The sequence below is a fragment of the Ramlibacter sp. genome (assembly GCF_035627355.1).
GTDB lineage: Bacteria > Pseudomonadota > Gammaproteobacteria > Burkholderiales > Burkholderiaceae_C > Ramlibacter.
The window spans coordinates 1-24,445 of sequence record NZ_DASPLW010000054.1 but is presented as its reverse complement, the minus strand read 5'-3'; the positions used below and the strand labels follow the sequence as shown (position 1 = coordinate 24,445).

The window sequence follows — 24,445 nt, the reverse complement described above, 5'->3', positions numbered from 1 at the left end:
AAAGCGCGCGGCGCTGCCGCCATCTCGGGCCTGCGCGGCCCCACGCCGCGCGGTTCACCTGACAAGACTTCAAGGAGAGCAGCGATGTTGCAAGCATCATTCGGCCCTGCCGCGGACGTCTTCGGGGAGCTCGCCCGCCTGCAAGGCCTCCTCGACCAGGTTTTCCGTCCGCTCGACCGATCCAGCATCCGGGGCCAGGCCGGCACCGCCTTCCCGGTCATCAACGTGGGCACCACTCCGGATACGGTGGAGGTCATGGCGATCGCGCCCGGACTCGATCCGGCGACCCTGCAGGTCACGGTCGACCGCGGCCTGCTGGTCGTGGCCGGCGAGCGCCAGGGCACCGTGCCCGAAGGGCGCGAAGGCCTGAGCGTCCACCTGCGCGAGCGGTTCGCCGGTTCGTTCCGCCGCGTGATCGGCCTGCCGCAGGAGGCCGACCCCGCGAAGATCGATGCCAGCTACCGCGACGGCATCCTGCGCATCACCGTGGCCAAGCGCGAGTCGTCCCGGCCGCGCCGCATCGAAGTCCATTGAAGGAGAGATCGCGATGAGCAACGAACTGCAGACCACCCCCGCCCGCGAACCGGAGGCCACCGGCCGCAGCGAAGGCAGCAGCCTGCGCTACGCGGTGCCGCCCGTGGACGTGTTCGAGGACGAAGGCAGCATCACGCTGCTGGCCGACCTGCCGGGCGTCAGCCGCGAGCGCCTGGGCGTGCGCGTCGACGGCGACAACCTGGTGATCGAGGGCACGGCCGAGGTGCCGGCCCCCGCCACGATCGAGATGATCTACGGCGAGGCACGGCTGGCGGCCTACCGGCGCGAGTTCACCCTGAGCCGGGAGCTGGACTCGTCCCGCATCGAGGCCGAACTCAAGGACGGCGTGCTGCGGTTGATGATCCCGAAGTCGGAAGAAGCCCGCCCGCGCCGGGTCGAGGTGCGCGTGGGCTGAAGCCTTCGACGGGCGCGCCCGGAACAAGGCCGGAGCGCCCGCACAGGCCGCAGGGGCGTGGAGGCGGTGCAGCGCGGTTCGGTGCTAGATTGGTCCGGATGCATCCGCTCCTCGACGCCCTGCTGTCCCAGCACCGCGACATGGCCCGGCTCATCGGGCTGCTCGAGCGCCAGCCCTCGCTGGAACCCGATCCCGATGCGCCGCACGTCGGCCTGCTGGTGGACGTGCTGGTCTACCTGACCCACTTCCCGGACGTATCGCACCACCCCTTGGAGGACCGCATCGCCGAACGGTTGCGAACCCGGGGGGCGCTGGCGGCCGACCTGTGCCAGGAACTCGAGGCGCAGCACGCCCGGCTGGCGCAACAGGGCCCGGACCTGCTGCGCGACATGGAAGGCGCCATGCGCCGGGAAACCGTGCCGCTCGAACTGGTGGCGCTGAACAGCCGCCTGTATGCCGAGCGCCTGCGCCACAACATCGCCTTCGAGGAACTGGTGCTGATCCCGCAGGCCGCGAAGTCCCTGGACGAAGCGGACTGGCAGGCGATCGCGGCCACGTACGCGCCGGCTGCGGATCCGCTGTTCTCCGGCGAGGTCGACCAGCGCTTCGAACGGCTGCGCCGCGCCATCGCCACGCAGGCGGATTGCGGCTGCTGACGCTTCAGGCGTCGGACAGCGGCGGCGCGCCCTCGTACGCCCGCTGCAGCAGGGCCCGCAAGGCAGCGCGCTCCAGCGGACGCGGATTGGGATACGGCGTCTTCACGGCCAGGTCGGCCACCCGGTCCAGCCCGTCCTCGGGCATGCCGATGTCGCGCAGGGCGGTGGGTGCGCTGGTGGCGCGCTGCAGCTCGAACAGGGCCTGCGGTGCCTGCGGCGCACCGAGCGCGCGGGCGATGCGAGCCATGGCGTGCGGCGCATGCGAGGCGTTGTAGGCCAGCGTGTGCGCCAGCATGACGGCGTGGGTCTGCGCATGCGGCAGGTCGAAGCTGCCGCCCAGCGTGTGGCACAGCTTGTGGTGCAGGCCCATGGCGGCCGAGCCGAGCACGGTGCCGCACAGCCACGCGCCGTACAGCGCACCGGCGCGAGCGCCGGCCTGCCCGCTGCCGGTTCCCTTGGCCAGTTGCGGCAAGGCGGCCGCGATGGCGCGGATGCCCTCCTCGGCCATCAGGTCCAGCACCGGGTTGCCGTCCTGCGCATACAGCCCCTCGGCCGCGTGGGCGATCGCGTTCAGGCCGCTGGTCACGGCCAGCGGCGCCGGCAGCGAGGCGAGCAGGTCGGGGTCGTAGATCACGCAGCGCGGCAGCACCCGCTCGTCGCGGCCGGTGGTCTTCAGCCCGCCTTCGGTGATGCCGTGGATGGGGGTCATCTCGCTGCCGGCGTAGGTGGTGGGCACGGCCAGGATGGGCAGGCCCGAGTCGAGCGCGATCGCCTTGGCCAGGCCGACGGTGGAGCCGCCGCCGATGGCCAGGGTGCCGTCGGCGTGCAGGCGGGCGGCCAGCTCGCGCGCCTCCCGTGCGACCTCGATCGGCACGTGCATGGCAGCGCGGTCGTACAGGCCCGCGACGCGCGCACCCAGGCGTGCCACGATGGCCGCCGCGCCGTCGCGCTGCTGCGGCCCGCACAGCACCAGCACCCGTTGCAGGCCCAGCGCATCCAGCTCGCGCTCCAGGTGCTGCAGGCTGCCGGCGCCGAACACCACCCGCCCGGGGCGGCCCTGCCAGGTGAAGGCGGCGCGATCGGTCGTCACGCGGCGCCGCCCACGGGGTTGAGCACGAAGTCGTAGGCCAGCGTGTAGTAGCCGCCTTCACCCGGGTGCTGCGCGTCGGGCTCGTGGCGCTGCCAGTCGGCCACCAGGCTCTGGCGCACGCCGAACACCGCATCCGAATCGAGGTATGCATCGCCAGCGCGGAACACGTGCGTGATCAGCCGCTCGTAGCCGGGTGCCGCGATCATGAAGTGCAGGTGCGCCGGCCGCCAGGGGTGACGGCCGAGCGCGGCCAGCAGGCGGCCGACCGGGCCGTCGTGCGGGATCGGGTAGCAATGCGCCAGGATCGAGCGGAAGTGGAAGCGGCCCTGGTCGTCGCTGCGCAGCTGCGCGCGGGCGCGGTGCGTGTGCCCGCCGGCGGCATCGGGCTGCTGCACGTCGTAGAGGCCCTGCTCGTCCGACTGCCAGACGTCGATGCTTGCGCCGGCCACGGGCTCACCGCCGATGCCGCGCACCTGCCCGCTCACGTAGCAGGGCGTGCCCTTGGCGCCGTTGGCGATGTCGGCGCCGTTCTCCACCCTGGGCGCACCTTCGACGAAGAACGGGCCGAACACCGTGGCCTCGGTGCAGCCCGCGGGCCGGGCGTTGTTCTGCGCGGTGACCAGCATCGACAGGCCCAGCACGTCGGACAGCAGGATGAACTCCTGGCGCCGCTCGTCGGTGATGTGGCCGGTGTCGGTCAGGAAGCGGATGCCCGCCTCCCACTCCGGCTCGGTGAGCCTCACCTCGCGCGCGAAGTTGTGCAGGTGGCGCACCAGCGATCCCATGATCTCCAGCAGCCTCGGATCGGGGCACTGGGCCATCGCGCCGAGCACGGCCTGCGTGATGGTCTTCTCGTCGATGTTCCGCATGGATGCAATGATGGCGCATGCCCCACGAAATCACCACCGATGTCCTGGTCGCCGGCGCAGGCCCGTGCGGCCTGATGCTGGCCAACGAGCTCGGGCGGCGCGGCGTGCGCTGCCTGCTGGTCGATCCCAAGCCGGGTACGGCCTTCAACCCGCAGGCCAATGCGACCCAGGCGCGCACCATGGAGCACTTCCGGCGGCTGGGCTTCGCGCAGGAGATCCGCTTCCTCGGCCTGCCGGCGGATCACCCGACCGACATCGCGTACTTCACCCGCTTCGCCGGCCACGAGCTGGCCCGGCTGGCGCTGCCTACTGCGCGCGAGGCGGTGAGCCGCATCCGCACGCTGGGCGGCTCCTGGAGCGCGGCCGAGCTGCCGCACCGCATCTCGCAGAAGTTCGTCGAGGCCGTGCTGCTGCGCCATGCGCGGGCGCTGCCGTCCTGCGACGTGCGCTTCGAGTGGCGGCTGGAGGATTTCGAGGAAGTCGATGACGGCATCCGCGCGACCGTGCGGCCGGCCGGTGGCGACGGCGACGCCGTGGCCGTGCGGGCGCGCTACCTGGTGGGCGCCGACGGTGCGCGCAGCCCGATCCGCCGCAAGCTCGGCATCGAATGGACCGGCATGACCGGCGTGCAGCGCGACTTCATGGGCGGCCGGATGTTTGCCGTCTATCTGCGCGCGCCGACGCTGCGCGAGCAGATGCCGCACCCGCCGGCGTGGATGCACGTGACCGTCAACCACGAGCGGCGCGCCTTCATGGCCGCGGTCGACGGCGTCTCGGAGTACGCCTTCCATGCGGCGGTGCATCCGCACGAGAACGCCGAGGACTGGACCGAAGCGGATGCACGGCGCGTCTTCGCCCAGGCCTTCGGGCGCGACATCCCGATCGAGGTGCTGTCGGTGGGGACCTGGGTGGCCGGGCACTCGCTGGTCGCACAGCGCTTGCGGCAAGGCCGCGTGTTCATCGGCGGCGATGCGGCCCACCTGTTCACGCCCACCGGCGGGCTGGGCTACAACACCGCGGTCGAGGATGCGGTGAACCTGGGCTGGAAGCTCGCCCACGTGGTGCGGGGCCAGGCCGGCGAGGCGCTGCTGGACAGCTACGAGCCCGAGCGGCTGCCGGCGGCACAGCGCAACACCGGCTATGCGCGCCGCTTCGCCGATTCGGTCGGCCTGTTCGCCGCCTTGCCCGAGCTGGAGGAGCCGGGGCCAGGCGGCGACGCCGCCCGGGCCGCCGCCTCGGCGCACCTGGACGCGCATGCGCGCCTGGAGTTCAACATCCCGGGCGTGACCTTCGGCACCCGCTACGACGGCTCGCCGGCCATCGTGCCGGACGGCAGTTCGCCGCCGCCCGACGAGCCGAACGCGTACACGCCCAGCGCCTGTCCCGGCGGCCGTGCACCGCACGCCTGGCTGGACGACGGCCGCTCGCTGTACGACAGCTTCCATTTCGAATGGACGCTGCTGGTGCTGGGCACCGATGCGCCGGACACCGCAGCCTTCGAGCGGGCGGCGGCCCAGCGGGGCATGGACCTGCAGGTGGTCCGCCATGCGGTGCCGCAACTGCGCGAGCTGTACGAAGCGCCGCTGGCCCTCATCCGGCCCGACCAGATCGTGGCCTGGCGCGGGCACGTCGCCTCGCAGGCCGATGCCGTGCTGGCGCGCGCGGGCGGGTTCGGCGCCCGTGGCTGCTAGCGCTCAGGCCAGCGCAAGCAATCGCAGCAGCGCCTCGTTGAAGCGCGCCGCGTTCTCGTAGGCCACCCAATGCCCCGCATCCGGGACGCGCACCAGCTCGCCGAAGTTGGGCATGCGCCGCAGGACACCTTCCAGCTGGTCCATGGTGCCGGCATAGAGCTGGTCGAACTCGCCCCAGATGCCGTCGACCCGGCAGTGCAGCGTGGGCAGCGAGCGGACGAGGATGTCGGTTCGCGACAGGCGCCGCTGGCGCACGCGGTCGCGGGCCAGGTTGGCCGCGTGCAGGCTCACGGTGAGCTCGTCGATGCCGGCCGGGTCGTGCAGCATCAGGCTGCGCAGGTTGTGGCGGTGCGCCTGCTCGCGCGCCTGCGCGTCGGCCAGGTGGCGCCACTCCTTCAGCCGCAGGTCCGGCACCGGGATGCCCAGCGCGGGAGCACCGGCCAGCACGAGGCGGCGCACGCGTGCGGGTTGCGCGGTGGCGATGAGCCCGGACAGCAGGCCGCCGAACGAGAAGCCGACGACGTCGACGGCGCCCTCGCCCAGCAGCTCGCGCAGGCCGGCCGCGACAGGCTCGACCATGCCGTCGGCGTCGACGATGCCCTCGGCTGCCACGGAGTCGCCGAAGCCCGGCAGGTCGGGGACGACGACGCGGCGGCCGCTCGCTGCGATGGGTTCCACGTTGTGCAGCCAGTGCGTCCAGCTGCCGCTGCCGCCATGCAGGAGCACCACGGGTTCGTCGGCGGGGTCGCCCCAGGCGTGCCAGGCGATCCGGCTGCCGCCATGGACGGTCTCGAAGGCTCGGGATCGCGACAGCACGCGCAGCGCGGGCGCAGGAAGTTCGTGCGACAGGGGTGGGAGCGTCGTCACCGCGCGTCCTTTGCCGTCGGGGCAGCCTGGAATTGCCGCAGGTCCAGCGGCCACTCCCGGCCTAGCCAGGCGGCGTGGTCGGTGTGGTCCTTGAGGTCATCGCCGCTCACGCCGTGCACGAGCACGTCGAGCTCGCCGCGGTGGGCGTCCAGCCAGGGAACGATGGAATCGAACTCCGCCGCCGAGAACGCCAGCTGGCAACTCCAGCGCGGATGGGGGCCGACCGGCTTCTCGTGCACGCGGCCGACCGCCACCTTGAACAGCCGCCCGGCGTGCTCGCACAGGGCGCGGGCCTGCGCCACCGAGCTGGCATCGAAGTAGACGTGGGCGTGGTAGGCGGAATGGACGTTGACGGGACGGCGTGGCATGGCGCCATTGTCGCGTGCCCGCTCTGCGCACACAGGCGCGGGGGCCCTGCCGCCGGGTGGATCAGCGGCAGGGCCCCGGACCTTGGTTTACAGCGATCGCAGGTACTGCGCCAGGTCCTGCACCTCCTGCGCCGACAGGCCCAGGCCGAGGCGGTTGTTGTAGGTGTCGACCACCGCTTCCTGGTCGGCGGCGGAGCCGTCGTGGAAGTACGGCGGGTGCTGCCAGTTGCCGCGCAGCGGCGTCGCGCGATACATCTTGGTCGCCGAGCGGCTGGCGTAGCTGGGGGTTTCCGGCTCGGCCATGGAAGCCGAAGGCGGATGCAGCCGTGAGTCGGTGAAGGCTTCGCCGGAGTGGCAGCTCACGCACTGGCCGGCACCGAAGAACAGCACCCGGCCGCGCTCGGCGGCCGCGGCGTCGAAGGACCCGGCCGGAGCCGCGGGCGCAGCCAGCGAGAGCTGGTAGGCCTGCAGCGCCGGCAGCTTGTCCGACACCAGGTCCTGCGTGCCGTGCACCACGTCCAGGTTCAGGCGCGGCTCGGAGAAGGAGCCCTGCCCGCCCATTTCCACCACCGACACGTAGCGGTTCCAGTAGGCGATCTCGTCGCCGTCGCCGGTGTAGGTGATCTTGGTGACGCCCAGCAGGCCGAACGCGGGCGGGATCACGACCGGCTTGCTCTGGCCGTCGACGTTGAAGCGCGGATCGAACTTGCCCTTGCCCCAGGAGGCGTACACGGCCTTCTGCGCCGCGTTCAGCACCGGCGACAGCGAGATGATGGCCCCGGGATCGAGGTCGCGGTTGGCCCAGCCGTCCAGGCGCTTGCCGATGCCGGGCGCGAACGAGTTGTCGACGGTCGAATGGCACAGGGCGCAGGTGATGCCCACCTTGGTCAGGCGCTCGACGCCGCCCACCGTCTCGACCGTGCCCTTGACGCCGACCACCGCCCCGAGCTTGATCAGCGCCAGCGTGGTTTTCGGGTCGTCGAGGTCGACGGCGCCCTTCTGGATGCCCTCGACGACGGCGGCGGGCAGCGCCTCCGAATCGACCTTGAGACCGACCGCGAGCGCGATCTTGGGCGTGACGTTCTGCTCGATCACCTCGTGCATGCGCAGCGTGTCGGTCCACTGCACCTCGTCGCCGAAGGTGTCCTCGCGGAAGATCTGCTTGCCCTGCGCGACGAGTTCGGGATCGAGCGTCGGCGTGGCGGGTCCGTCCGAGCCGCCGCAGGCGGCCAGGAGCAGGCCGCACAGGCCGAGGGCGAGCGGGAGGGGTGCACGCGACAGGCGTCGCCGCGAATGAGGTGGGCGCATCGTGGGGTCCTTGCTGCAACCGGGAGTCGGTTGCAGGCATAGACGCACGAAGCGCCGCTCGGGTGACAGGAACTCAGGTCGTGCGCGCAGCCCTGCGCCGGCCCGCAAGCCAGGTGATCGCGATCGCGGCCACCAGCGCGCCCTGCGCCAGCAGCCCCTGCGCCGTCGGGTGGATGCCGAGCAGCGGCAGCGAGATGTCGCCGGCCGGTGTCGCGCCCAGCACGCCCGCTTCCTGCAGCGCCGCGATGCCGTGGCCCACGAACACCACCGCCATCACCACCAGCAGGCCCGAGGTGAGCGCGAAGAAGGGGCCGATCGGCAGCCGCACGCCGAAGCGCAGGATCACCCAGGCCAGCACCACCAGCAGGGCCGCGCCGGCGGCCATGCCGCCCAGCACCGCCTGCCCGCCGTCAGGGCCGGCCTGCGCCCACAGCGCCTGGTAGAACAGGATCACCTCGAACAGCTCGCGGTACACGGCCAGGAAGGCGATGCCGGCCATCGCCCACAGGGTGCGTCGCTCCAGCGCCGAGGTCACCTGCTCGCGGATGAAGGACTGCCAGGCCTGCGCATGCGAGCGCTTGTGCAGCCAGGCGCCCACGTACAGCAGCATCGCCGCCGCCAGCAGCGCGGACACGCCTTCGGTCATCTCGCGGCTGGCGCCGGTGATCTCCAGCACGTGGTTGGACACCACCCAGGTCCCCGCGCCGAGCAGCGCGGCGGCGATCCAGCCGGCGTGGATCCAGGGCATGGCATCGCGCCGGCCGGTCTTGCGCACGAAGGCGATGATCGCGGCGAGCACCAGGATGGCTTCCAGGCCTTCGCGCAGCAGGATCAGCAGCGAGCTGGTGAAGGCCGCCTGCGGCGACAGGCCGCCTTCGCCGAGCTTGGCCTCGGCTTCGTCGATCAGGGCGTCGATGCGCTGCACGTGGCCCGCCACGGCCTGCGCAGGCTGGCCGTCGTCGATGGCATGGCGCAGCGCCATCATTTCCTTCTCGGTCGCCACGCGCAGCTCGGGCGCGACGTTGTCCAGGCTGGACTCGACCAGCTCGAAGCCCTCGAGGTAGGCGGTGATGGCGTCGCGTCGCGCGCCCTCGCGGTCGCCACGCTGGTAGGCGGCCAGCGCCTGCTGCAAGCGGGCGCGGGTGAACGCGAGTGCGCCGGGCCGGCCCGCCTCCAGCGCCTCGGGATGCGCCAGCAGGTGCGCCTGCACGGCCGCCAAGTCGTCGCCGGCGAGGTCGCCGGGGGCGGCGGTCACCAGTTGCCGCAGGCTGCCGAGCTCGGTCTTGCCGACGCCCTGCTGCCACAGCTGCTCGCCGCGCTTCAGGGTGTCGGGCCCCTGGCGCAGGCCGGCGGCGAAGAAGGCCAGCGCCCAGCGGTCGGCGTCCGACAGTTCGGTGAACGCGCGCATGGGCGTGCCGCCCACGCCCAGCGTGATGGTGTTGTACAGGCCGTAGGGACTGCGCTGGCGCATGCGCGCGGCGTCGTGGAAGTTGCTGGCCGGCGGGTCCATGCCCTGCGCGGCCGGGCCGTCGCCGCGGCCCTGCTCGCCGTGGCAGGACGCGCAGTGCTGCTGGAACAGCGTGGCCGCGCGGCCCAGGTCCGGCGCGCGGCGCGGCGCCACGGCCACCGAGTAGATGCGGACCACGTCGGCCGCCACCTGGCGAGCCAGGGTCGACACCTCGGCGCCCGGTGCCTTGACCTCGATCGCGGCCAGCAGGCGCTGCGCCTTCGCGACCAGCGCCGGCTTGTCGGCCTTGACGGGCAGGCGCTCCAGCAGCGCGAGCGAGCGCGCCGCGAACTCCTTCTGCTCCTGGTACTCGGGCTCGTCCAGCACCTTGCCGTCCTGCACGAACTCGGGGTAGTCCACGCTCACGTAGTCGAGCATGTGGATGATCGATGGTGCGGCCTCCGCCGGCGACTGGGCATGGACGAGCGGAGCCGCCTGCAGGCACAGCGCCGCCAGCAGGCAGCGCAGCGCCAGCGGCCAGCCGGATGCCAGGCGATTCGCCCAGCTTGCAAAGCGGGCCATGCGGTACTCCTCGGTCATGGCGTCAGAAATCGACCTTGGCGGCCAGGCGCAGGGTGCGCGGCGCGCCGGTGCCCAGCAGGCCGTTGCCGGCGGTCGCCCAGTAGTCGCGGTCGGTCGCGTTGTCGATGTTGGCCTGCAGGGTCACGGCCTGGCCCGCCATCCGGGTGCGATAGCGCGCGCCCAGCGACAGCGTGGTGTAGCCGCCGACGAAGGCCTGGTTCAGGTTGTTCACCGCACGCTTGCCGACGTGGAACAGGCCGGCGTTCAGCGACAGTCCGGCGACCTGCGGCACCCGGTATTCGCCGAACAGGCTGAAGGTGCGGCGGGGCGTGTTCTCCGGCGTCTTGCCCAGCTCGCCGGCGTTGGCCGCGCCCACCGACGCGATGGTGGCGTCGAGGATCTGCATCGAGGTGACGATGCCCCAGTTGGGCGTGATGTCGCCGCTGGCGGACAGCTCCAGGCCGCGGTAGCGACTCTTGCCGCCGAGCACGAAGCGGTTGGCGGCGTCGACGGTGGTCTGCGGCCGGTCGATCTGGAACAGCGCGGCCTGCGCGAACACGCCGGCGAAGGCCCGCGTCTTGATGCCGATCTCCTTCTGCTTGTTCACGGCCGGCGGCAGGATCTCGCCGGTGTTGGCGCGGTTGGCCGGCGCGGTGCCGGTTTCCTCCAGCCCTTCGAGGTAGCTGGCGTAGATGGAGGTGTCGGGGTTGGGCTTGTACATCACCGACAGGTTGGGCGAGACCTTGTCCGCGTCGAAGCGCGAGACGGTGGTGGTGTTGCTGTAGTCCGCCGCACGCAGGCCGGCCAGCACCTGCCAGCGCTCGCCCAGCATCACGCGGTCGAACACGTACAGGCCCTTGTCGACGATCGTCGAGTCGGTACCGGCGGTCAGCGCCGGGTTCAGCGGCGCGATCGTGCGCGGGTTGTAGAGGTTCTGCGGCACCGTGGCCCGGGGCGCGGAGGCACCCGAGTAGGCGTTGCGCTCGTTGCGCGTGTAGCCGATGGTGAGCTCGTGCCGGATGGTCCCGCTGCCCAGCAGGCCGGTCACCTCGGCCCGGTAGTTGTTGTTGACGTACTTCTGGCCGTTGGCGAAGAAGATCACCAGCGACCCCTCGCCGGTGCCCAGGTCGAAGCCCTGGAACTGCGAGAACCGCCGGTCGCGGATCGTTTCCGCGCGGCCGGCCTCCAGCACCATGGACCAGTTGTCGCCGAGCGCGAGGTCGCCGCGCAGCAGCAGGTTGGTGGCCTCGGCGTCGTAGCGCTGCCAGTTGCCGGCCAGGTTGCGCTTGTTGTCCGGGATGCCCGGCAGCGTGATCACGCCGCCGACGGCCGCCGGCACCGCGATGGCGGCCTGCTCGCTCACGTCCTTGCGGTAGTGCTCCAGGTCGGCCTTCAGCCCGAAGCCGGGGCGCACGCGCCAGTCGTAGGCCAGCGCCACCAGCCCGCGGTCGCCGTCGAAGTTGTCGATGCCGATGTCCAGTTTGCCGGCCGCCGCGTTGAAGCGCAGGCCCATGTCGCCGTCGGCGAAGCGCCGGCCGATGTCGACGTGCGCATCGATGCCGCCGTGGTTGTTGACCGAGGTGGCGACGCTGGTCACCGGCACCGGGCCGGCGCGCTTGGTCACGAAGTTGACGACGCCGCTGGGCGGCACCAGCCCGTAGTAGAGCGAGGACGCGCCCTTGAGCACCTCGACCCGTTCCTTGTTCTCCAGCGGGATGTCGATGAGGTTGATCACCGGCAGCGAGCCGTTGAGCCGGTAGTTGCCTCGGTTCTCGACCAGGATGCCGCGGATCGAGATGTTGTCGTAGGTGGAGCCGCTCAGCTGCGAGCGCGTCACGCCCGCCGTGTTGCGCAGTGCCTCGAACAGGGTGTTGGCGCCCTGCGCGTCCAGCACGCCGCGGGTGATGACGTTGTTGGTCAGCGGCACGTCCAGCGGGTCCTGGTCGCGGAAGGCGCCGACCTGCACGTTGCGCGAATTGAAGCTGGGCCGCTCGCTGGTCACCTTCAGTTCCGGCAGCGTGCGCACCGCCCCGTCCTGCGCCAGCGTTCCACCGGACCACGACAGCACGGCCAATGCGGCAGCGATGGACACGGCGGAGCGGCGATGGAACTGGGGCATGGTAAAGTCAACCTCAATGAGAATTGTTCGTATTCGCGAAGTGTAAAGCATGCAACCTGCCTTGCGCGGCTCATGGCTCAGGTTGCATCGCTGGGTGGCCCTCGCACTGGGTTGGTTGCTGGTGCTGGCGGGCTTCCTGGGCGCCCTGCTCACCCTGGCCAGGCCGCTGGACCAGTGGAGCCATCCGGCGCTGTTCCGAGACCCCGTTGCCCCCGCGGTTATCGCGAGTCCTTCGCTCGATACGGTCCGCCTGCACCTGGACCGCAGCTTCGGCGACCGCGCCAGCTACACCCTCCGGCCGCCGCGCGCGCCGGGCGAGACCCTGTGGGCGTACGTGAGCGGGCCGTGGGACGGGGTGGTCTATTTCGATGCCGAGGGTCGTGAACTGGGGCGGCGGGGTGAGACCGAAGGCGCCTACAACCTGCTCTTCGAGCTGCACAGCTCGCTGCTGCTGGGCGACACCGGCAAGGCGGTGCTCACCACCGCGGCCGTGACCTACCTGTTCCTGCTGGCGACGGGGCTGGTGCTGTGGTGGCCGCGGCGCTGGCCACCGTCCTTCCGCATCCAATGGCGCGCCGGCGCCCTGAGGAGCCTGCTGGACCTGCACAACACGGCCGGCGCCCTGCTGGGCCTGCTGATCCTAGTGTCCGTCGCCAGCGGCGCCTACATGGCCTGGCCGCCCCTGCGCACGCTGGTGACGACGGCGGCTGGCGGCACGCCGGTCGCGCCGCCGAAGCTGCAGGCACCGGCCGCCCGCAGCGGCTCATCGCTGGACGCGCTGGTGCGCCAGGCACAAGCCCGCTTTCCCAGCGGGCGGGTGGGTTACGTCCAGGTGCCGGCCTCGGCCACGCAGCCGGTGCGCGTGCGCCTGAAGCTGCCGGACGACCCGCATCCGAACGGCCTCACCTCGGTCTGGCTGGATCCAGCGCATGGCCGGGTGCTGCGGACCGTGCGCTGGTCCGAGCTGGACCCCGGCAACCGGCTGGTGTCCTTCGCCTATCCGCTGCACACGGGCGTGCTGGGCGGCCCGCTGCACGAGGTGCTGGTGGGCGTGACGGGGCTGGCGCTGGCGACCCTGGGTGGCAGCGGCCTGCTGTTGTGGTGGAAGCGAAGGCGCGTGCCGCGCGCCCGCCGCACCGGCGCGGCGGCAGGGCAGCCCAACCGCTGACGCGGGGCGGGCTCAGGACCAGAGCACCAGCATCACGATCGCCCAGACGGCGACCACGCTGCCGATCCCTGTCCAGAAATAGGGCGTACCGACCAGTCCGAAATCTTCCGGGGGCATGTCAGTCTCCGCTGTGCCGGCTGCGGCCGGATGCTCGATGTGACGAAAGGCTTCGCTTGACTGCGATGGTCGCCACGGCGGCTGGTCGGTCTCGTAGGACAGCGCTGCGCCCGTTCGTGCGACGACTCACGTTGCGTTGACCTGCAAGGCGCCGTCCTACACGCGCTGCCTCTCGGGCGCCTACCGCTCAGGCTGCGGGCGGGGCCAAGATGCGCGGCATGCCTGCCCCCGAACTCCGCCCCGACGAACGCGCGCTGCTGGACAGCCTGCTGCGCGAGCGCGGCCGCGATCCCGGCAGCTTCCGCATCGCCCTGCAGGCCGACGGGCTGGTGCGCCTGTCGGGTCCGCGCGGCACCGCGTTCTACCCACGCGATACCTGGCCCACGCGCTTCGCACGCCACCTGGACAAGGCCTTCTTCGACGCCGCCGTGCGACCCCTTCCCGTGCGCCAGCCGGACACGGCGCCCGCGGCACCGTTCTGACGCGCCGGGGCGCGGCGCGGCGACGCAGCGCGCCGCGACTTGCCTCTAACATCGGGGCCACATGATCCCGACCCCGCACGCGACCGACTCCCCCGAATCCCAACCGCCCTCCCCCACGGAGCGGCTCGCGTGAACCCCGACGCCGACAAGCTGTGGCGCGCCCCGCGCTGGGCGCTGGCGGTCCTGCTCGCCGTGCTGGGCATGCTGGGGCCGTTCTCGATCGACACCTACATCCCGGCGTTCTCCGGGATCGCGGCCGCGATCGGCGCGACGCCGGTCGAGATGCAGCAGACGCTCTCGGCCTACCTGTTCGGGTTCGCCTTCATGAACCTGTTCCACGGCGCGCTGTCGGACAGCTTCGGCCGCCGGCCGGTGGTGCTGTGGGGTATCGCCGTGTTCACGATCGCGTCGATCGGCTGCGCGCTGTCGCAGACCATCGGCCAGCTGGTGTTCTTCCGCGGTCTGCAGGGGCTGTCGACCGGCGCCGGCATCGTGGTGTCGCGCGCGGTGATCCGCGACATGTTCCCGCCGGCGCAGGCCCAGAAGGTCATGAGCCAGGTGACCATCTACTTCGGCGTCGCGCCGGCCGTGGCGCCCATCATCGGCGGCTGGCTGTTCGTGCACCTGGACTGGCACTCGATCTTCTGGTTCCTCACGGCAGTGGGCGTGCTGCTGTGGGTGGCCAACTGGAAGCTGCTGCCGGAAACGCTGCACCTCGACCACCGCCAGCCCTTCAACGCGCGCAACCTGATGCAGGGCTACTGGTCACTGGTCTCCAGCCCGCGCTTCCTGCTGCTGGCGCTGGCCAGCGGCGTGCCCTTCAACGGCATGTTCCTGTACGTGCTGGCGGCGCCGGAGTTCCTGGGCACGCACCTGCGGCTCGCGCCCACCGAGTTCTTCTGGTTCTTCGTGCTCACCATCACCGGCATCATGGGCGGCGCCTGGTTCAGCGGGCGGCTGGCCGGGCGCATCCCGCCCAAGCAGCAGATCCGGCATGGCTTCGTGATCATGCTGGCGATCTCGCTGCTGAACGTGGCGGCCAACCTGCTGTTCCCGGCCCAGGCCTGGTGGGCCCTCCTGCCGATCGCGCTGTTCGCCTTCGGCTGGTCGCTGATGGTGCCGGTGGTGACCCTGCTGGTGCTGGACCTCAATCCGGACCGGCGCGGCCTGGCCTCCTCGCTGCAGGCCGTGATCGGCTCCACCGCCAACGGCATCGTGGCGGGCGTGATCGCGCCGCTGGTGATGCACTCCACCGCCTGGCTGGCGGTCGCCTCGCTGCTGATGATGAGCGTGGGGCTGTTCGCCTGGCTGTACGTGCACAGTCGCTGGCCGGAGATCGGCCGGCACGTGGTCGCGCACGCCTGACGGCGCTGCCCGCGCGGCCGCGGCGCAACGCGGTCCAACGAACGTACTCATGGCGCACGGGCGCCGCATCCAACGAACGTATTCATTGCGTGCGCACCGTGCCGCCTACGTGACATGCAGGGGGCGTCGAGTGCTGGTGTTTTCCCTCCTGTGTTCCGCACTGCAGAACTGCGGCCGCGAATCCGCGCGATGACGCAGGCAACATGGGTCCGAGAGGCGCGGCGCACCTGCCGTCCGCCCCGCACGAAAGACCCATGGACCTCTTCCTGCAACAAGTCCTGAACGGCCTCACGCTGGGCGGCATCTACAGCCTGGTGGCGCTGGGCCTGACCCTGGTGTACGGCATCCTGCACGTGCCCAACTTCGCACACGGGGCTCTGTACATGGCCGGCGCGTTCGTGTCCTTCCACCTGATGTCGGCCTGGGGCTTCAACTACTGGCTGGCGATGGGCGGCTCCGCGCTCGCGGTCGCGCTGCTGGCCACGCTGGCCGAGCGGCTGGTGTTCCACCCGCTGCGCAACGCCTCGGGGCTGCACCCGATGATCGCGGCCATCGGCGTGCTGCTGTTCCTGGAAGCGGCGGCGCAGGCGATCTGGGGCGCCGACTTCCACCGCATGCAGACGCCCTACACCGGCATCGTCGAACTGGGCGGCGTGACCGCGCCGGTGCAGCGGCTGATGATCGTGGGCGCCGCCTTCGGCCTGGTGGTGGCGCTGCACCTGTTCCTGACGCGCACCGTGACCGGCTCGACCATCATCGCGATGGCGCAGAACCGCGACGGCGCCTCGCTGGTCGGCATCGACGCCAACCGCGTGTCCATGCTCACCTTCGCCATCTCGGGCGTGCTGGCCGCGGTGGCCGCAACGCTGTATGCGCCGATCAACCTGGTCTACCCGGCGATGGGCCACCTGGTGATCACCAAGGCCTTCGTGATCATCATCCTGGGCGGCATGGGCAGCGTGCCCGGCGCCATCGCCGGCGGCCTGATCATCGGCTTCGCCGAGAGCTTCGGCGCCTTCTACATCTCCACCGACTACAAGGACATCATCGCCTTCGCGCTGCTGGTGGCGATCCTCTCGCTGCGCCCGCAAGGCCTGTTCAAGGGAGCGCACGGATGAAGTACCTCACCGGCAAGCCGGGCTGGATGCTGCTGCTGGCGCTGGGGCTGGCCTTCCCCTTCCTGGCGAAGAACGACTACCACCTGACGGTGATGTCCACCGCCTACATCTTCGCGATCGCGACGCTGGGGCTGAACCTGATCACCGGCTACACCGGCCAGTACAACCTGGCGCACAGCGGCTTCATGGCGGTGGGGGCGTACACGGTGGGCATCCTCACCGTGGACCACCAGGTGCCGTTCTGGATCGCCTTCGCGCTGTCCGGCTTCACGGCCGCCGCGCTCGGCTTCTTCGTCGGGCTGGTGTCGCTGCGGCTGAAGGGCCACTACTTCTCGATCTTCACCCTGTGCGTGGGCTACATCATGTACCTGGTGATCGAGAAGTGGGAGAGCCTCACCCACGGCACGGTGGGCATCATCGGCATCCCCGCTCCGAGCGCGATCGGGCCGATCGCCTTCGACACGCCCCGCTCGCTGTACTACCTGGTGTTCTTCTTCCTGGTGCTGGCCGTGTTCGTCATGGGCCGCATCGCCAACTCGCTGCTCGGGCGCACCTTCATGGCGATCCGCAACGGCGAGGCGCTGGCCGAGGCGCTGGGCATGCCGCTGATGCGCAACAAGCTGCTCGCCTTCATGCTGTCGGTGTTCTACGCCGGGCTGGCCGGCGGGCTGTATGCCGGCTTCGTGCGCTTCCTTGGCCCCGGCGTGGCCGGCGTGGAACACAGCTTCGACATGACCATGTACATGCTGGTGGGCGGCCTGGGCACCCTGCTCGGCCCGCTGCTCGGCGCACTGGCCGTGCCCTGGCTCACCCAGTACCTGCAGTTCCTGCAGGAGTTCCGCTTCATCGTGTTCGGGCCGCTGCTGGTCGCGCTGGTGATCTTCCTGCCGCACGGCATCGTCGGCACCTGGCTGGGCTGGCGCGCACGGCGGGCTGCCGCCGCGGGTCCGGCGCCCGCACCGGCGGCTCGCAGCGCCGCCGCCGAAACCACGCCGACGGACGCGCAGCCGGGAGCCAGCCGTGCTTGAGATCCTCAACGTCAGCAAGCGATTCGGCGGCCTCACCGCCGTCCACGACGTCTCCACCACGGTGGAACGCGGCAAGGTCAACGCCATCATCGGACCCAACGGCGCCGGCAAGACCACCTTCTTCAACCTGGTGAGCGGCACGCTGCCACCGAGCTCCGGCTCCATCGTGTTCGAGGGCCGCGACCTCGCGGGGCTGCGCGCCGACCAGGTCGCGCAGCTCGGGATCTCGCGCACCTTCCAGGCCACCACCCTGTTCGACATGGCCACGGTGCTGGACAACCTGATCGTGGGCCACCGACTGCGCACGAAGTCGGGGCTGGTTGACGTGCTGTTCAACTCGCGCCGGCTGCGCGAGGAGGAGCGCGCCTGCCGCGAGAAGGCGCGCGCCGCCCTGGACTTCGTCGGCCTGTCGCACGTCGCCAACCGGCTGGCCGGCGACATCTCGCAGGAGGAGCGCAAGCGCGTCGCCTTCGCGCTGGCGCTGTCCACCGATCCCACGCTGGTGCTGCTGGACGAACCCGCCGGCGGCGTCAACCCGGAGGAGACCGCGGGCCTGGCCGACCTGATCCGCAAGTTCGTGCGGCACGGCATCACGGTCTGCCTGATCGAACACAAGATGGACATGATCATGAGCCTGGCCGACAAGATCATGGTGCTGAACTACGGCGAGAAGATCGCCGAGGGCACCCCCGCCGAGATCCGCAGCAACCCGGCCGTCATCGACGCCTACCTGGGCAGCGAGCATGCTGGCGCTTGAGAACGTCTCGCAGCATTACGGCAGCTTCCGCGCCCTGGACGGCATCAGCCTGCAGGCGAAGGAAGGCGAGCTGGTGGTCCTGCTGGGGGCCAACGGCGCCGGCAAGAGCACGATCTTCCTCACGGCCAGCGGCCTGCTGAAGGCCAGCGGCGGCTCCATCCGCTTCCGCCACCACGAACTCGCGGGCATGAAGCCGTCCGAGGTGGTCGAGCGCGGCGTGGTGCTGTGCCCCGAGGGCCGCAAGCTGTTCCCGCAGATGTCGGTGCTCAAGAACCTGATGCTGGGCGCCTACGTGCACCGCCGCGACAAGGCCGGCAACCAGAAGCGCCTGGACGAGGTGTTCGAGCTGTTCCCCATCCTGGCCGAGCGCCGCGAGCAGGCGGCCGGCTCGCTCTCGGGCGGGCAGCAGCAGATGGTGGCCATCGGCCGCGCCCTCATGAGCCGGCCGCAGGCGCTGCTGCTGGACGAGCCCTCGCTGGGCCTGGCGCCGCTGGTGGTCAAGCAGGTGTTCGAGGTGATCCAGCGGATCAACAAGGCCGGCACCACCGTGCTGCTGGCCGAGCAGAACGCCTATGCCGCGCTGAAGATCGCCCACCGCGCCTACGTGATCGAGGGCGGCCGCATCGTCATGGAAGGCGATCGCGACAGCCTGATGGGCAACGAATCCGTCCGCAAGGCCTACATCGGGGCCTGAGCACTTCCCCTTTCCCTTCGCCATCCAGGAGACAAAGCACCATGGCATTTCCCAAGCAACTGCAACGCATCGCCGCAGCCGTCGCCTTCGGCGCGCTGGCCGGCGCACCCGCCCTCGCCCAGGAGGTGGTGAAGATCGGCTACTCGGGGCCGCTGTCCGGCGGCGCCGCGCTGTACGGCAAGAACGTGCTGGACGGCATGCAGATGGCCGTCAACGAGATCAACGCGGCCGGCTTCGAGGTGGGCGGCAAGAAGTACAAGCTGGAGATCGTCGCGCTGGACGACAAGTACAACCCCAGCGAGACCGCCATCAACGCCCAGCGCCTGGTGCAGGAGCACAAGACGCCGGCGATCCTGACCCCGCACTCGGGCGGCACCTTCGCGCTGCAGACCAACAACGAGCAGCAGAAGTACCTGCTGCTGTCCTACACCAGCGTGCCGCAGGTCACCGCCCGCGGCAACAAGATGACGCTGCGCATCCCGCCGGAGTTCACCACCTACATCCAGCCCTTCATCAAGCATGCGATGGGCAAGTACGGCAAGAACCTGGCGATCGCCGCAGCCGACCACGACTACGCCAAGGCCTGGATGGCCGCCTTCAAGCCGGCCTGGGAAGCCGCGGGCGGCAAGATCGTGGCCGAGAACCCGATGAGCTACAACAAGTCGACCGACTTCTACAGCGGCGTCAGCCGCGTGGCGGCGGCCAAGCCGGACGTGATGTTCATCGGCGGCGCCTCCGAGCCGACCGCGCTGGTGGCCAAGCAGGCGCGCGAACTGGGCTTCAAGGGCGGCTTCGTGATCATCGACCAGGCCAAGATGGACGAGATGGCCAAGGTGATGGGCGGCTACCAGGCCCTGGAAGGCTCGATCGGCGTGCTGCCGGTGGTGGACGACTCCGCCCCCGACACCCGCGCCTTCGTGCAGCGCTTCCAGAAGGCCTACCCGGGCCGCAACCCGAGCTCGGAGGTGTCGCTCAACTACACCACGGTGCACGCGACCGCGATGGCCATGAAGCTGGCCGGCACCGTGACCGACGCCGTGGCGATCCGCGCCAACCTCGACAAGGCCATGAAGCAGCTGCCGGCGTCGGTGAACCCGCACGGGCTGGACGGCGTGGACGAGCGCGGCGGCTCGCTGGCCGACACCCGCGTCGCGGTGGTGGAAGGCGGCAAGGTCAAGGAACGCGCGCTCAGTTCCTTCAAGTAAGCCGGCCGGCTTGCAGCGAAAAGGGCGTGCCGCGGCACGCCCTTTTCGTTGGGAAGCGCCTTCAGGCGGACCAGCGGGCCCGGCCGTTCGGCAGCGTGAGCGCATCCTCGATGCGGGCCACCATCGCGATCAGGCGCGGGCGCACCTCGGCCAGCAGCTGGCGCGGGGACAGCCGGGCCGCGGGGCCACCGCAGCTGATCGCCATCGGCGGCAGGCCGTCGCCCGGGCGCACGGCGCAGGCGATGCCGTTGATGTGGGACTGCCATTCGCCGAAGGAGCAGGTCACGCCCAGCGTGCGGTGCTCGTGCAGCGAGCGCTCGATGCCGCGCTTCGTCTCCGGCCAGGCCGCCGCATCGCGCCGGCGGACCCGCTCCAGGAATTCCTCCCGCTCGTGGCCGTCGATGGCCGACAGCCAGGCACGGCCCATCGCCGTGGTCGCCACCGGGATGCGGGCGCCCACGTCCAGCACGACCGCGGGCGGACGCGGGCTGCGGCAGGACTCGATGTAGATCATGGACAGGCGGTCGCGCGCGCCCAGCGCCACTTCCACCTTGCACTGCGCGGCCAGTTCCTCCATCCACGGCCGCGCAACCTGCCGCACGTCCAGCTTCGACAGCATGGCGCTGCCCAGCGACAGGGTCGCGGTGCCCAGGCGGAACTTGCCGCTCTCGCCGATCTGGATCAGGTAGCCCAGGCGCGTCAGCGTGGCGGTCAGCCGCGAGACGGTGGACTTGGGCAGCTGGCAGCGCACGGCGAGCTCCTGGTTGCCCAGGACGGAGCCGGTGCGGAAACAGGCCAGCACCTCGAGGCCGCGGGCCAGCGCGGTCACGAAGTGCCGGTCTTCGACGGGTCTCGAGGCGCGCGGGGGCGCAGCGGAAGCGGGATCGCGGCGTGCGGCCATGGCCGCGATTGTGTCAGCGCCGGCCCATGCGGCGCTCAGCGCGCCGGCTTGTACGCGCGCTTCTTCGCATCGCGCGGCACGAACACCTTGCCGCCGTTGCCGGGCTTGGCGAACGAGCGCGGCGCCGGCTTCTCCCAGGGCGAGGCCTCGCGCTCGCGGCGGTCGCCGCCGAAATCGCCGAAGCCGGCCTTGCGGCCGTATTCGCCACCGGGGCTGCGGCGGGCGCCATGGCCGCCACGCGGACCGGGTGCGCCGCCGCGCGGCGCGGAGGCGCCGTTGCGACCGCGGCCGCCGAAGCCCGGTTGCGGCGCGCGCGGCGGCCGCTGCTGCGGCTCCAGCCCCGCCACCACCTCGGCCTTGAACGGCTGCTTGGTGAACGCCTCGATGTCGAAGATGCGGAACCGGTCGCGGTATTCGGCGAAGGTCACCGCCAGGCCGTCGCGCCCGGCGCGGCCGGTGCGGCCGCTGCGGTGCGTGTAGTCCTCGCTCTTCATCGGCAGGCCGAAGTTGAACACGTGCGTGATCGTCGGCACGTCGATGCCGCGCGCCGCCACGTCGGTGGCCACCAGGATCTGCACCTGGCCGTTGCGCAGCGCGCCCAGCCGGCGGTTGCGCAGGCCCTGGCTCAGGGCCCCGTGCAGCGCCACGGCGGCGAAGCCGGCCTGCTGCAGGTCGCCGGCGAGCGCGTCGCACTCGACCTGGGTCGAGGCGAACACGATGGCCTGGTCGATGGACGCATCGCGCAGCCAGTGGTCCAGCAGCGCGCGCTTGTGCTGCGGGTGGTCGGCCCAGAACAGCACCTGCCGGATGTTGGCGTGGCGCTCCTGCGGCGTGTCGATCTGGATCTTCTGCGGCTGGCGCATCACGCGCGCGGCCAGCTGCTGGATGCGCGGCGCGAAGGTGGCGCTGAACATCATGGTCTGCTGCCGCTGCGCCGTCAGCTGCTGGATCTCCGCCAGGTCGTCGGCGAAGCCCAGGTCCAGCATGCGGTCGGCCTCGTCCACCACCAGGAAGCGCACCTGCTCGAGCTGGATCTGTCCCGAGCGCTGCAGGTCCAGCAGGCGGCCGGGGGTGGCGACCACCAGGTTGGCGTTCTGCAGGCGGGCGATCTGCAGCTGGTAGGGCATGCCGCCCACCACGTTGGCGATGCGCAGGCCCTTGCAGTGCTTCACCAGGTCGATGGCGTCGTGCGCCACCTGCTGCGCCAGCTCTCGCGTCGGGCACAGCACCAGCGCGCCGGGCACCGCCGGCTTGAAGTTGCGCGGGTCGGCCGGATTGCGGCGGCGGCGCTTGGGCGGCGCCTCGCCGCGGGCGGCGGCCTCCTCGGCCTGGCGCTTTTCCTCGGCGCGCTCACGCTCCAGGGTCTCGCGCTGCATCTGCAGCAGCGTGTGCAGCACCGGCAGCAGGAAGGCCGCGGTCTTGCCGCTGCCGGTCTGGCTGGACACCATCAGGTCGATGAAGGCGTCGCCACCTTCCTGGCCGGTGGGCAGCGCCCGCGGGATCACTTCTTCCTGCACCGCGGTGGGCTGCGAGAAGCCGAGGTCCTCCACGGCGGCGATCAGCTCGGGCTCCAGGCCCAGGCGGGTGAAGCCGTTCGGCAGCGCGGCCGTGGCGGTGGTGTCTTCGAAGGAGGTGTGCGCGGGCGCGAAGTCGCCCTGCACGTCGAACGTGTCGGTCATGGAACTTTCATGCGGCGAGTCGGATTCCTTGGGGGTCTGATCACAAAATTGCGAAGCAATTTCTCTGACCCCCACCGATCAGAACGCCGTCGTCAATGGTCAAGGGAACATGCAACCATCAACGACGTCCGGCGCGTGGCGCCGGTGGCCCATCGGGGGCCTGTGCATGAAGGTCGGATGCGGGAATTGCGGCACGGTGTGCGCCGCGAAGACCGTGATTGTCCCACAAGCGCGCCGCGCGTGCTGGGGAGCGGCTTCTATTCCCCGAGCCGGATGAAGTGCTGCCGGTAGTGCGCGAGTTCGTCGATCGACTCGTGCACGTCGGCCAGCGCCGTGTGCGCCTGCCGCTTCTTGAAGTTGTTGTAGATCTCGGGCCGCCAGCGGCGCGCCAGTTCCTTGAGCGTGCTGACGTCGAGGTTGCGGTAGTGGAACCAGGCCTCCAGCCGCGGCATGTACTTGACGAGGAAGCGCCGGTCCTGGCCGATGGTGTTGCCGCACATCGGCGAGACCCCCTTGTCCACGTACTGTCCGATGAAGTCCAGCACGGCCTGCTCGGCGATCGCCTCGGAGATGACCGAGGCCTTCACCCGGTCGGTCAGCCCGCTGCGCCCGTGCGTGGTCTTGTTCCAGTTGTCCATCCGGTCGAGCTGCTCGTCGGTCTGGTGGATGGCGAACACCGGCCCTTCCACGCGCGGCTCCAGCAGGGGGCCGGTGACCACCACGGCGATCTCGATGATGCGGTCGACTTCCGGGTCCAGCCCCGTCATCTCGCAGTCGAGCCACACCAGGTTCTGGTCGTTTTTCTGCAGGGCCGCGACTTCGGCGGCGGGAGCGATGTCGGTCATCGCCCGATTGTCACCGCAGCGGACGACCGGCGGATTCCCTACACTCGCCGCGATGAGCGCGTCGTATCTCTGGACCCTGGCCTTCGCCCTCGCCCTGCTGGCGGGGCTGGGCGTGAAATTCTGGCTCGCCACCCGCCAGATCCGGCACGTGGCGCGCCACCGCGCCGAAGTGCCCGCCGATTTCGCCGGCACGGTCCCGCTGGCCGCCCACCAGAAGGCGGCCGACTACACCCTGGCCAAGGCGCGCGTCGGCCTGCTGGAGATGGCGTTCGGCGCCGCCGTGCTGCTGGGCTGGACCCTGCTGGGCGGGCTGCACGCCCTCAACCAGGCCCTGCTCGCCGCGCTGGGTCCGGGCATGGCGCAACAGCTCGCGCTGCTGGCTGGCTTCGTCCTGATTGGCGGCCTGCTGGAGCTGCCCTTCTCCCTGTACGGCACCTTCGTGGTGGAGGAGCGCTTCGGCTTCAACAAGATGACCTGGAAGCTGTGGATCGCCGACCTGGCCAAGGGGCTGGTACTGGCCGTGGTGATCGGCGGACCGATCGCCTGGCTGATCCTGTGGCTGATGGGCGCGGCCGGGCCGCTGTGGTGGGTCTGGGCCTGGGCCGTGTGGATGGGCGTGAACCTGCTCGCGATGGTGGTCTACCCACTCTTCATCGCGCCCTGGTTCAACAAGTTCAAGCCGCTGGAGGACGAGGAACTGAAGTCGCGCGTCACCGCGCTGATGCAGCGCTGCGGCTTCCGCGCCAAGGGCCTGTTCGTCATGGACGGCAGCCGGCGCAGCGCCCACGCCAACGCCTACTTCACCGGCTTCGGCGCGGCCAAGCGCGTGGTCTTCTACGACACCCTGCTCTCCAAGCTGTCTCCCGCGGAAGTGGATGCCGTGCTGGCGCACGAGCTCGGGCACTTCAAGCACAAGCACATCATCAAGCGCATCGTGGCCCTGTTCGCGCTGAGCCTGCTGGGCTTCGCGCTGCTGGGATCGCTGGCCAGCCGGGTCTGGTTCTACACCGGGCTGGGCGTGCGGCCCAACCTGGAAGGCCCGAACGATGCCCTGGCGCTGCTGCTGTTCATGCTGGCGGTGCCGGTGTTCACCTATTTCATCTCGCCGCTGCTGGCGCAGTTCTCGCGCCGCCACGAATT

Annotated in this window: 23 protein-coding genes; 13 read left to right on the top strand and 10 right to left on the bottom strand. The window is 70.7% G+C overall.

The features are described 5' to 3' along the window. Nucleotides 1–84 precede the first annotated feature (84 nt). The 3 genes from VEC03_RS13765 to VEC03_RS13755 all read left to right on the top strand — a co-directional run bounded on the left by VEC03_RS13765 (nucleotide 85) and on the right by VEC03_RS13755 (nucleotide 1,605). Nucleotides 85–534, top strand: coding sequence for an Hsp20/alpha crystallin family protein (locus VEC03_RS13765; protein ID WP_324916064.1), 450 nt, complete (start codon nucleotides 85–87; stop codon nucleotides 532–534). A 13-nt stretch (nucleotides 535–547) separates the two neighbouring features. Continuing rightward, a complete protein-coding gene (locus VEC03_RS13760) occupies nucleotides 548–949 on the top strand; it encodes an Hsp20/alpha crystallin family protein (protein WP_324916063.1) in 402 nt (133 codons plus the stop codon). A gap of 98 nt (nucleotides 950–1,047) precedes the next feature. Continuing rightward, on the top strand, nucleotides 1,048–1,605 hold the full coding sequence (locus VEC03_RS13755; protein WP_324916062.1) for a hemerythrin domain-containing protein: 558 nt from the start codon (nucleotides 1,048–1,050) through the stop codon (nucleotides 1,603–1,605). Nucleotides 1,606–1,609: 4 nt separating this feature from the next. Here VEC03_RS13755 and VEC03_RS13750 read toward each other — a convergent pair whose 3' ends face one another. Both VEC03_RS13750 and VEC03_RS13745 read right to left on the bottom strand, forming a co-directional pair. Continuing rightward, complete coding sequence (locus tag VEC03_RS13750; RefSeq protein ID WP_324916061.1) at nucleotides 1,610–2,695, bottom strand: maleylacetate reductase; 1,086 nt, start codon at nucleotides 2,693–2,695, stop codon at nucleotides 1,610–1,612. Further along, entirely contained in the window at nucleotides 2,692–3,564 is an 873-nt protein-coding gene (locus VEC03_RS13745; RefSeq protein ID WP_324916059.1) for an intradiol ring-cleavage dioxygenase, read from the bottom strand. The genes VEC03_RS13750 and VEC03_RS13745 overlap by 4 nt, the downstream gene beginning before the upstream one ends. 17 nt (nucleotides 3,565–3,581) lie before the next feature. Between VEC03_RS13745 and VEC03_RS13740 the strand changes: the two genes are divergently transcribed. Beyond that, nucleotides 3,582–5,255: an FAD-dependent oxidoreductase gene (locus tag VEC03_RS13740; protein WP_324916058.1), complete on the top strand. Its 1,674-nt coding sequence runs from the start codon at nucleotides 3,582–3,584 to the stop codon at nucleotides 5,253–5,255. Nucleotides 5,256–5,258: 3 nt separating this feature from the next. Here VEC03_RS13740 and VEC03_RS13735 read toward each other — a convergent pair whose 3' ends face one another. The 5 genes from VEC03_RS13735 to VEC03_RS13715 all read right to left on the bottom strand — a co-directional run bounded on the left by VEC03_RS13735 (nucleotide 5,259) and on the right by VEC03_RS13715 (nucleotide 11,946). Continuing rightward, the gene (locus VEC03_RS13735; RefSeq protein ID WP_324916057.1) at nucleotides 5,259–6,122 is read right to left on the bottom strand and encodes an alpha/beta fold hydrolase; all 864 of its coding nucleotides are present in this window, start codon (nucleotides 6,120–6,122) and stop codon (nucleotides 5,259–5,261) included. After that, nucleotides 6,119–6,490: a DOPA 4,5-dioxygenase family protein gene (locus VEC03_RS13730; RefSeq protein WP_324916056.1), complete on the bottom strand. Its 372-nt coding sequence runs from the start codon at nucleotides 6,488–6,490 to the stop codon at nucleotides 6,119–6,121. The genes VEC03_RS13735 and VEC03_RS13730 overlap by 4 nt, the downstream gene beginning before the upstream one ends. 87 nt (nucleotides 6,491–6,577) lie before the next feature. Next, entirely contained in the window at nucleotides 6,578–7,798 is a 1,221-nt protein-coding gene (locus VEC03_RS13725; RefSeq protein WP_324916054.1) for a c-type cytochrome, read from the bottom strand. Nucleotides 7,799–7,871: 73 nt separating this feature from the next. Then, nucleotides 7,872–9,827: a cytochrome c/FTR1 family iron permease gene (locus VEC03_RS13720; RefSeq protein ID WP_324916053.1), complete on the bottom strand. Its 1,956-nt coding sequence runs from the start codon at nucleotides 9,825–9,827 to the stop codon at nucleotides 7,872–7,874. A 22-nt stretch (nucleotides 9,828–9,849) separates the two neighbouring features. Beyond that, the gene (locus VEC03_RS13715) at nucleotides 9,850–11,946 is read right to left on the bottom strand and encodes a TonB-dependent siderophore receptor (protein ID WP_324916052.1); all 2,097 of its coding nucleotides are present in this window, start codon (nucleotides 11,944–11,946) and stop codon (nucleotides 9,850–9,852) included. Between the two features lie 49 nt (nucleotides 11,947–11,995). Here VEC03_RS13715 and VEC03_RS13710 point away from each other — a divergent pair, with 49 nt between their 5' ends. The 8 genes from VEC03_RS13710 to VEC03_RS13675 all read left to right on the top strand — a co-directional run bounded on the left by VEC03_RS13710 (nucleotide 11,996) and on the right by VEC03_RS13675 (nucleotide 19,880). Further along, on the top strand, nucleotides 11,996–13,114 hold the full coding sequence (locus VEC03_RS13710; RefSeq protein ID WP_324916050.1) for a PepSY-associated TM helix domain-containing protein: 1,119 nt from the start codon (nucleotides 11,996–11,998) through the stop codon (nucleotides 13,112–13,114). 335 nt (nucleotides 13,115–13,449) lie between these two features. Then, entirely contained in the window at nucleotides 13,450–13,713 is a 264-nt protein-coding gene (locus VEC03_RS13705) for a hypothetical protein (RefSeq protein WP_324916049.1), read from the top strand. A gap of 129 nt (nucleotides 13,714–13,842) precedes the next feature. Next, nucleotides 13,843–15,078, top strand: a complete 1,236-nt coding sequence (locus VEC03_RS13700; protein ID WP_324916047.1) for a multidrug effflux MFS transporter — start codon at nucleotides 13,843–13,845, stop codon at nucleotides 15,076–15,078. Nucleotides 15,079–15,332: 254 nt separating this feature from the next. Then, entirely contained in the window at nucleotides 15,333–16,196 is an 864-nt protein-coding gene (locus VEC03_RS13695; protein ID WP_324916046.1) for a branched-chain amino acid ABC transporter permease, read from the top strand. Beyond that, the gene (locus VEC03_RS13690; protein WP_324916045.1) at nucleotides 16,193–17,224 is read left to right on the top strand and encodes a branched-chain amino acid ABC transporter permease; all 1,032 of its coding nucleotides are present in this window, start codon (nucleotides 16,193–16,195) and stop codon (nucleotides 17,222–17,224) included. The genes VEC03_RS13695 and VEC03_RS13690 overlap by 4 nt, the downstream gene beginning before the upstream one ends. After that, entirely contained in the window at nucleotides 17,217–17,981 is a 765-nt protein-coding gene (locus VEC03_RS13685) for an ABC transporter ATP-binding protein (RefSeq protein ID WP_324916043.1), read from the top strand. Before VEC03_RS13690 ends, VEC03_RS13685 begins: the two co-directional genes overlap by 8 nt. Then, nucleotides 17,968–18,675, top strand: coding sequence for an ABC transporter ATP-binding protein (locus VEC03_RS13680; protein ID WP_324916041.1), 708 nt, complete (start codon nucleotides 17,968–17,970; stop codon nucleotides 18,673–18,675). Before VEC03_RS13685 ends, VEC03_RS13680 begins: the two co-directional genes overlap by 14 nt. A gap of 41 nt (nucleotides 18,676–18,716) precedes the next feature. Then, the gene (locus VEC03_RS13675; protein WP_324916039.1) at nucleotides 18,717–19,880 is read left to right on the top strand and encodes an ABC transporter substrate-binding protein; all 1,164 of its coding nucleotides are present in this window, start codon (nucleotides 18,717–18,719) and stop codon (nucleotides 19,878–19,880) included. Between the two features lie 61 nt (nucleotides 19,881–19,941). Here the strand turns inward: VEC03_RS13675 and VEC03_RS13670 are convergent, their stop codons facing one another. From VEC03_RS13670 to orn, 3 genes are all read right to left on the bottom strand, one after another. Continuing rightward, a complete protein-coding gene (locus VEC03_RS13670) occupies nucleotides 19,942–20,781 on the bottom strand; it encodes an IclR family transcriptional regulator (protein WP_324916037.1) in 840 nt (279 codons plus the stop codon). 35 nt (nucleotides 20,782–20,816) lie between these two features. Then, nucleotides 20,817–22,460: a DEAD/DEAH box helicase gene (locus VEC03_RS13665; protein ID WP_324916035.1), complete on the bottom strand. Its 1,644-nt coding sequence runs from the start codon at nucleotides 22,458–22,460 to the stop codon at nucleotides 20,817–20,819. Between the two features lie 257 nt (nucleotides 22,461–22,717). After that, entirely contained in the window at nucleotides 22,718–23,305 is a 588-nt protein-coding gene (gene orn, locus VEC03_RS13660; RefSeq protein ID WP_324916033.1) for an oligoribonuclease, read from the bottom strand. Between the two features lie 52 nt (nucleotides 23,306–23,357). Between orn and VEC03_RS13655 the strand changes: the two genes are divergently transcribed. Next, nucleotides 23,358–24,445 (top strand): M48 family metallopeptidase (locus tag VEC03_RS13655; protein WP_324916031.1); only part of this gene is annotated, 1,088 nt, incomplete at its 3' end.

Bases quoted from the DNA above. Each gene is read 5' to 3' on its own strand.
- VEC03_RS13705 (WP_324916049.1), top strand. From the start codon at position 13,450: ATGCCTGCCCCCGAACTCCGCCCCGACGAACGCGCGCTGCTGGACAGC.
- VEC03_RS13670 (WP_324916037.1), bottom strand. From the start codon at position 20,781: ATGGCCGCACGCCGCGATCCCGCTTCCGCTGCGCCCCCGCGCGCCTCG.
- VEC03_RS13755 (WP_324916062.1), top strand. From the start codon at position 1,048: ATGCATCCGCTCCTCGACGCCCTGCTGTCCCAGCACCGCGACATGGCC.
- VEC03_RS13720 (WP_324916053.1), bottom strand. From the start codon at position 9,827: ATGGCCCGCTTTGCAAGCTGGGCGAATCGCCTGGCATCCGGCTGGCCG.
- VEC03_RS13695 (WP_324916046.1), top strand. From the start codon at position 15,333: ATGGACCTCTTCCTGCAACAAGTCCTGAACGGCCTCACGCTGGGCGGC.
- VEC03_RS13745 (WP_324916059.1), bottom strand. From the start codon at position 3,564: ATGCGGAACATCGACGAGAAGACCATCACGCAGGCCGTGCTCGGCGCG.
- VEC03_RS13710 (WP_324916050.1), top strand. From the start codon at position 11,996: ATGCAACCTGCCTTGCGCGGCTCATGGCTCAGGTTGCATCGCTGGGTG.
- VEC03_RS13725 (WP_324916054.1), bottom strand. From the start codon at position 7,798: ATGCGCCCACCTCATTCGCGGCGACGCCTGTCGCGTGCACCCCTCCCG.
- orn (WP_324916033.1), bottom strand. From the start codon at position 23,305: ATGACCGACATCGCTCCCGCCGCCGAAGTCGCGGCCCTGCAGAAAAAC.
- VEC03_RS13715 (WP_324916052.1), bottom strand. From the start codon at position 11,946: ATGCCCCAGTTCCATCGCCGCTCCGCCGTGTCCATCGCTGCCGCATTG.
- VEC03_RS13740 (WP_324916058.1), top strand. From the start codon at position 3,582: ATGCCCCACGAAATCACCACCGATGTCCTGGTCGCCGGCGCAGGCCCG.
- VEC03_RS13730 (WP_324916056.1), bottom strand. From the start codon at position 6,490: ATGCCACGCCGTCCCGTCAACGTCCATTCCGCCTACCACGCCCACGTC.
- VEC03_RS13680 (WP_324916041.1), top strand. From the start codon at position 17,968: ATGCTGGCGCTTGAGAACGTCTCGCAGCATTACGGCAGCTTCCGCGCC.
- VEC03_RS13765 (WP_324916064.1), top strand. From the start codon at position 85: ATGTTGCAAGCATCATTCGGCCCTGCCGCGGACGTCTTCGGGGAGCTC.
- VEC03_RS13690 (WP_324916045.1), top strand. From the start codon at position 16,193: ATGAAGTACCTCACCGGCAAGCCGGGCTGGATGCTGCTGCTGGCGCTG.
- VEC03_RS13665 (WP_324916035.1), bottom strand. From the start codon at position 22,460: ATGACCGACACGTTCGACGTGCAGGGCGACTTCGCGCCCGCGCACACC.
- VEC03_RS13760 (WP_324916063.1), top strand. From the start codon at position 548: ATGAGCAACGAACTGCAGACCACCCCCGCCCGCGAACCGGAGGCCACC.
- VEC03_RS13675 (WP_324916039.1), top strand. From the start codon at position 18,717: ATGGCATTTCCCAAGCAACTGCAACGCATCGCCGCAGCCGTCGCCTTC.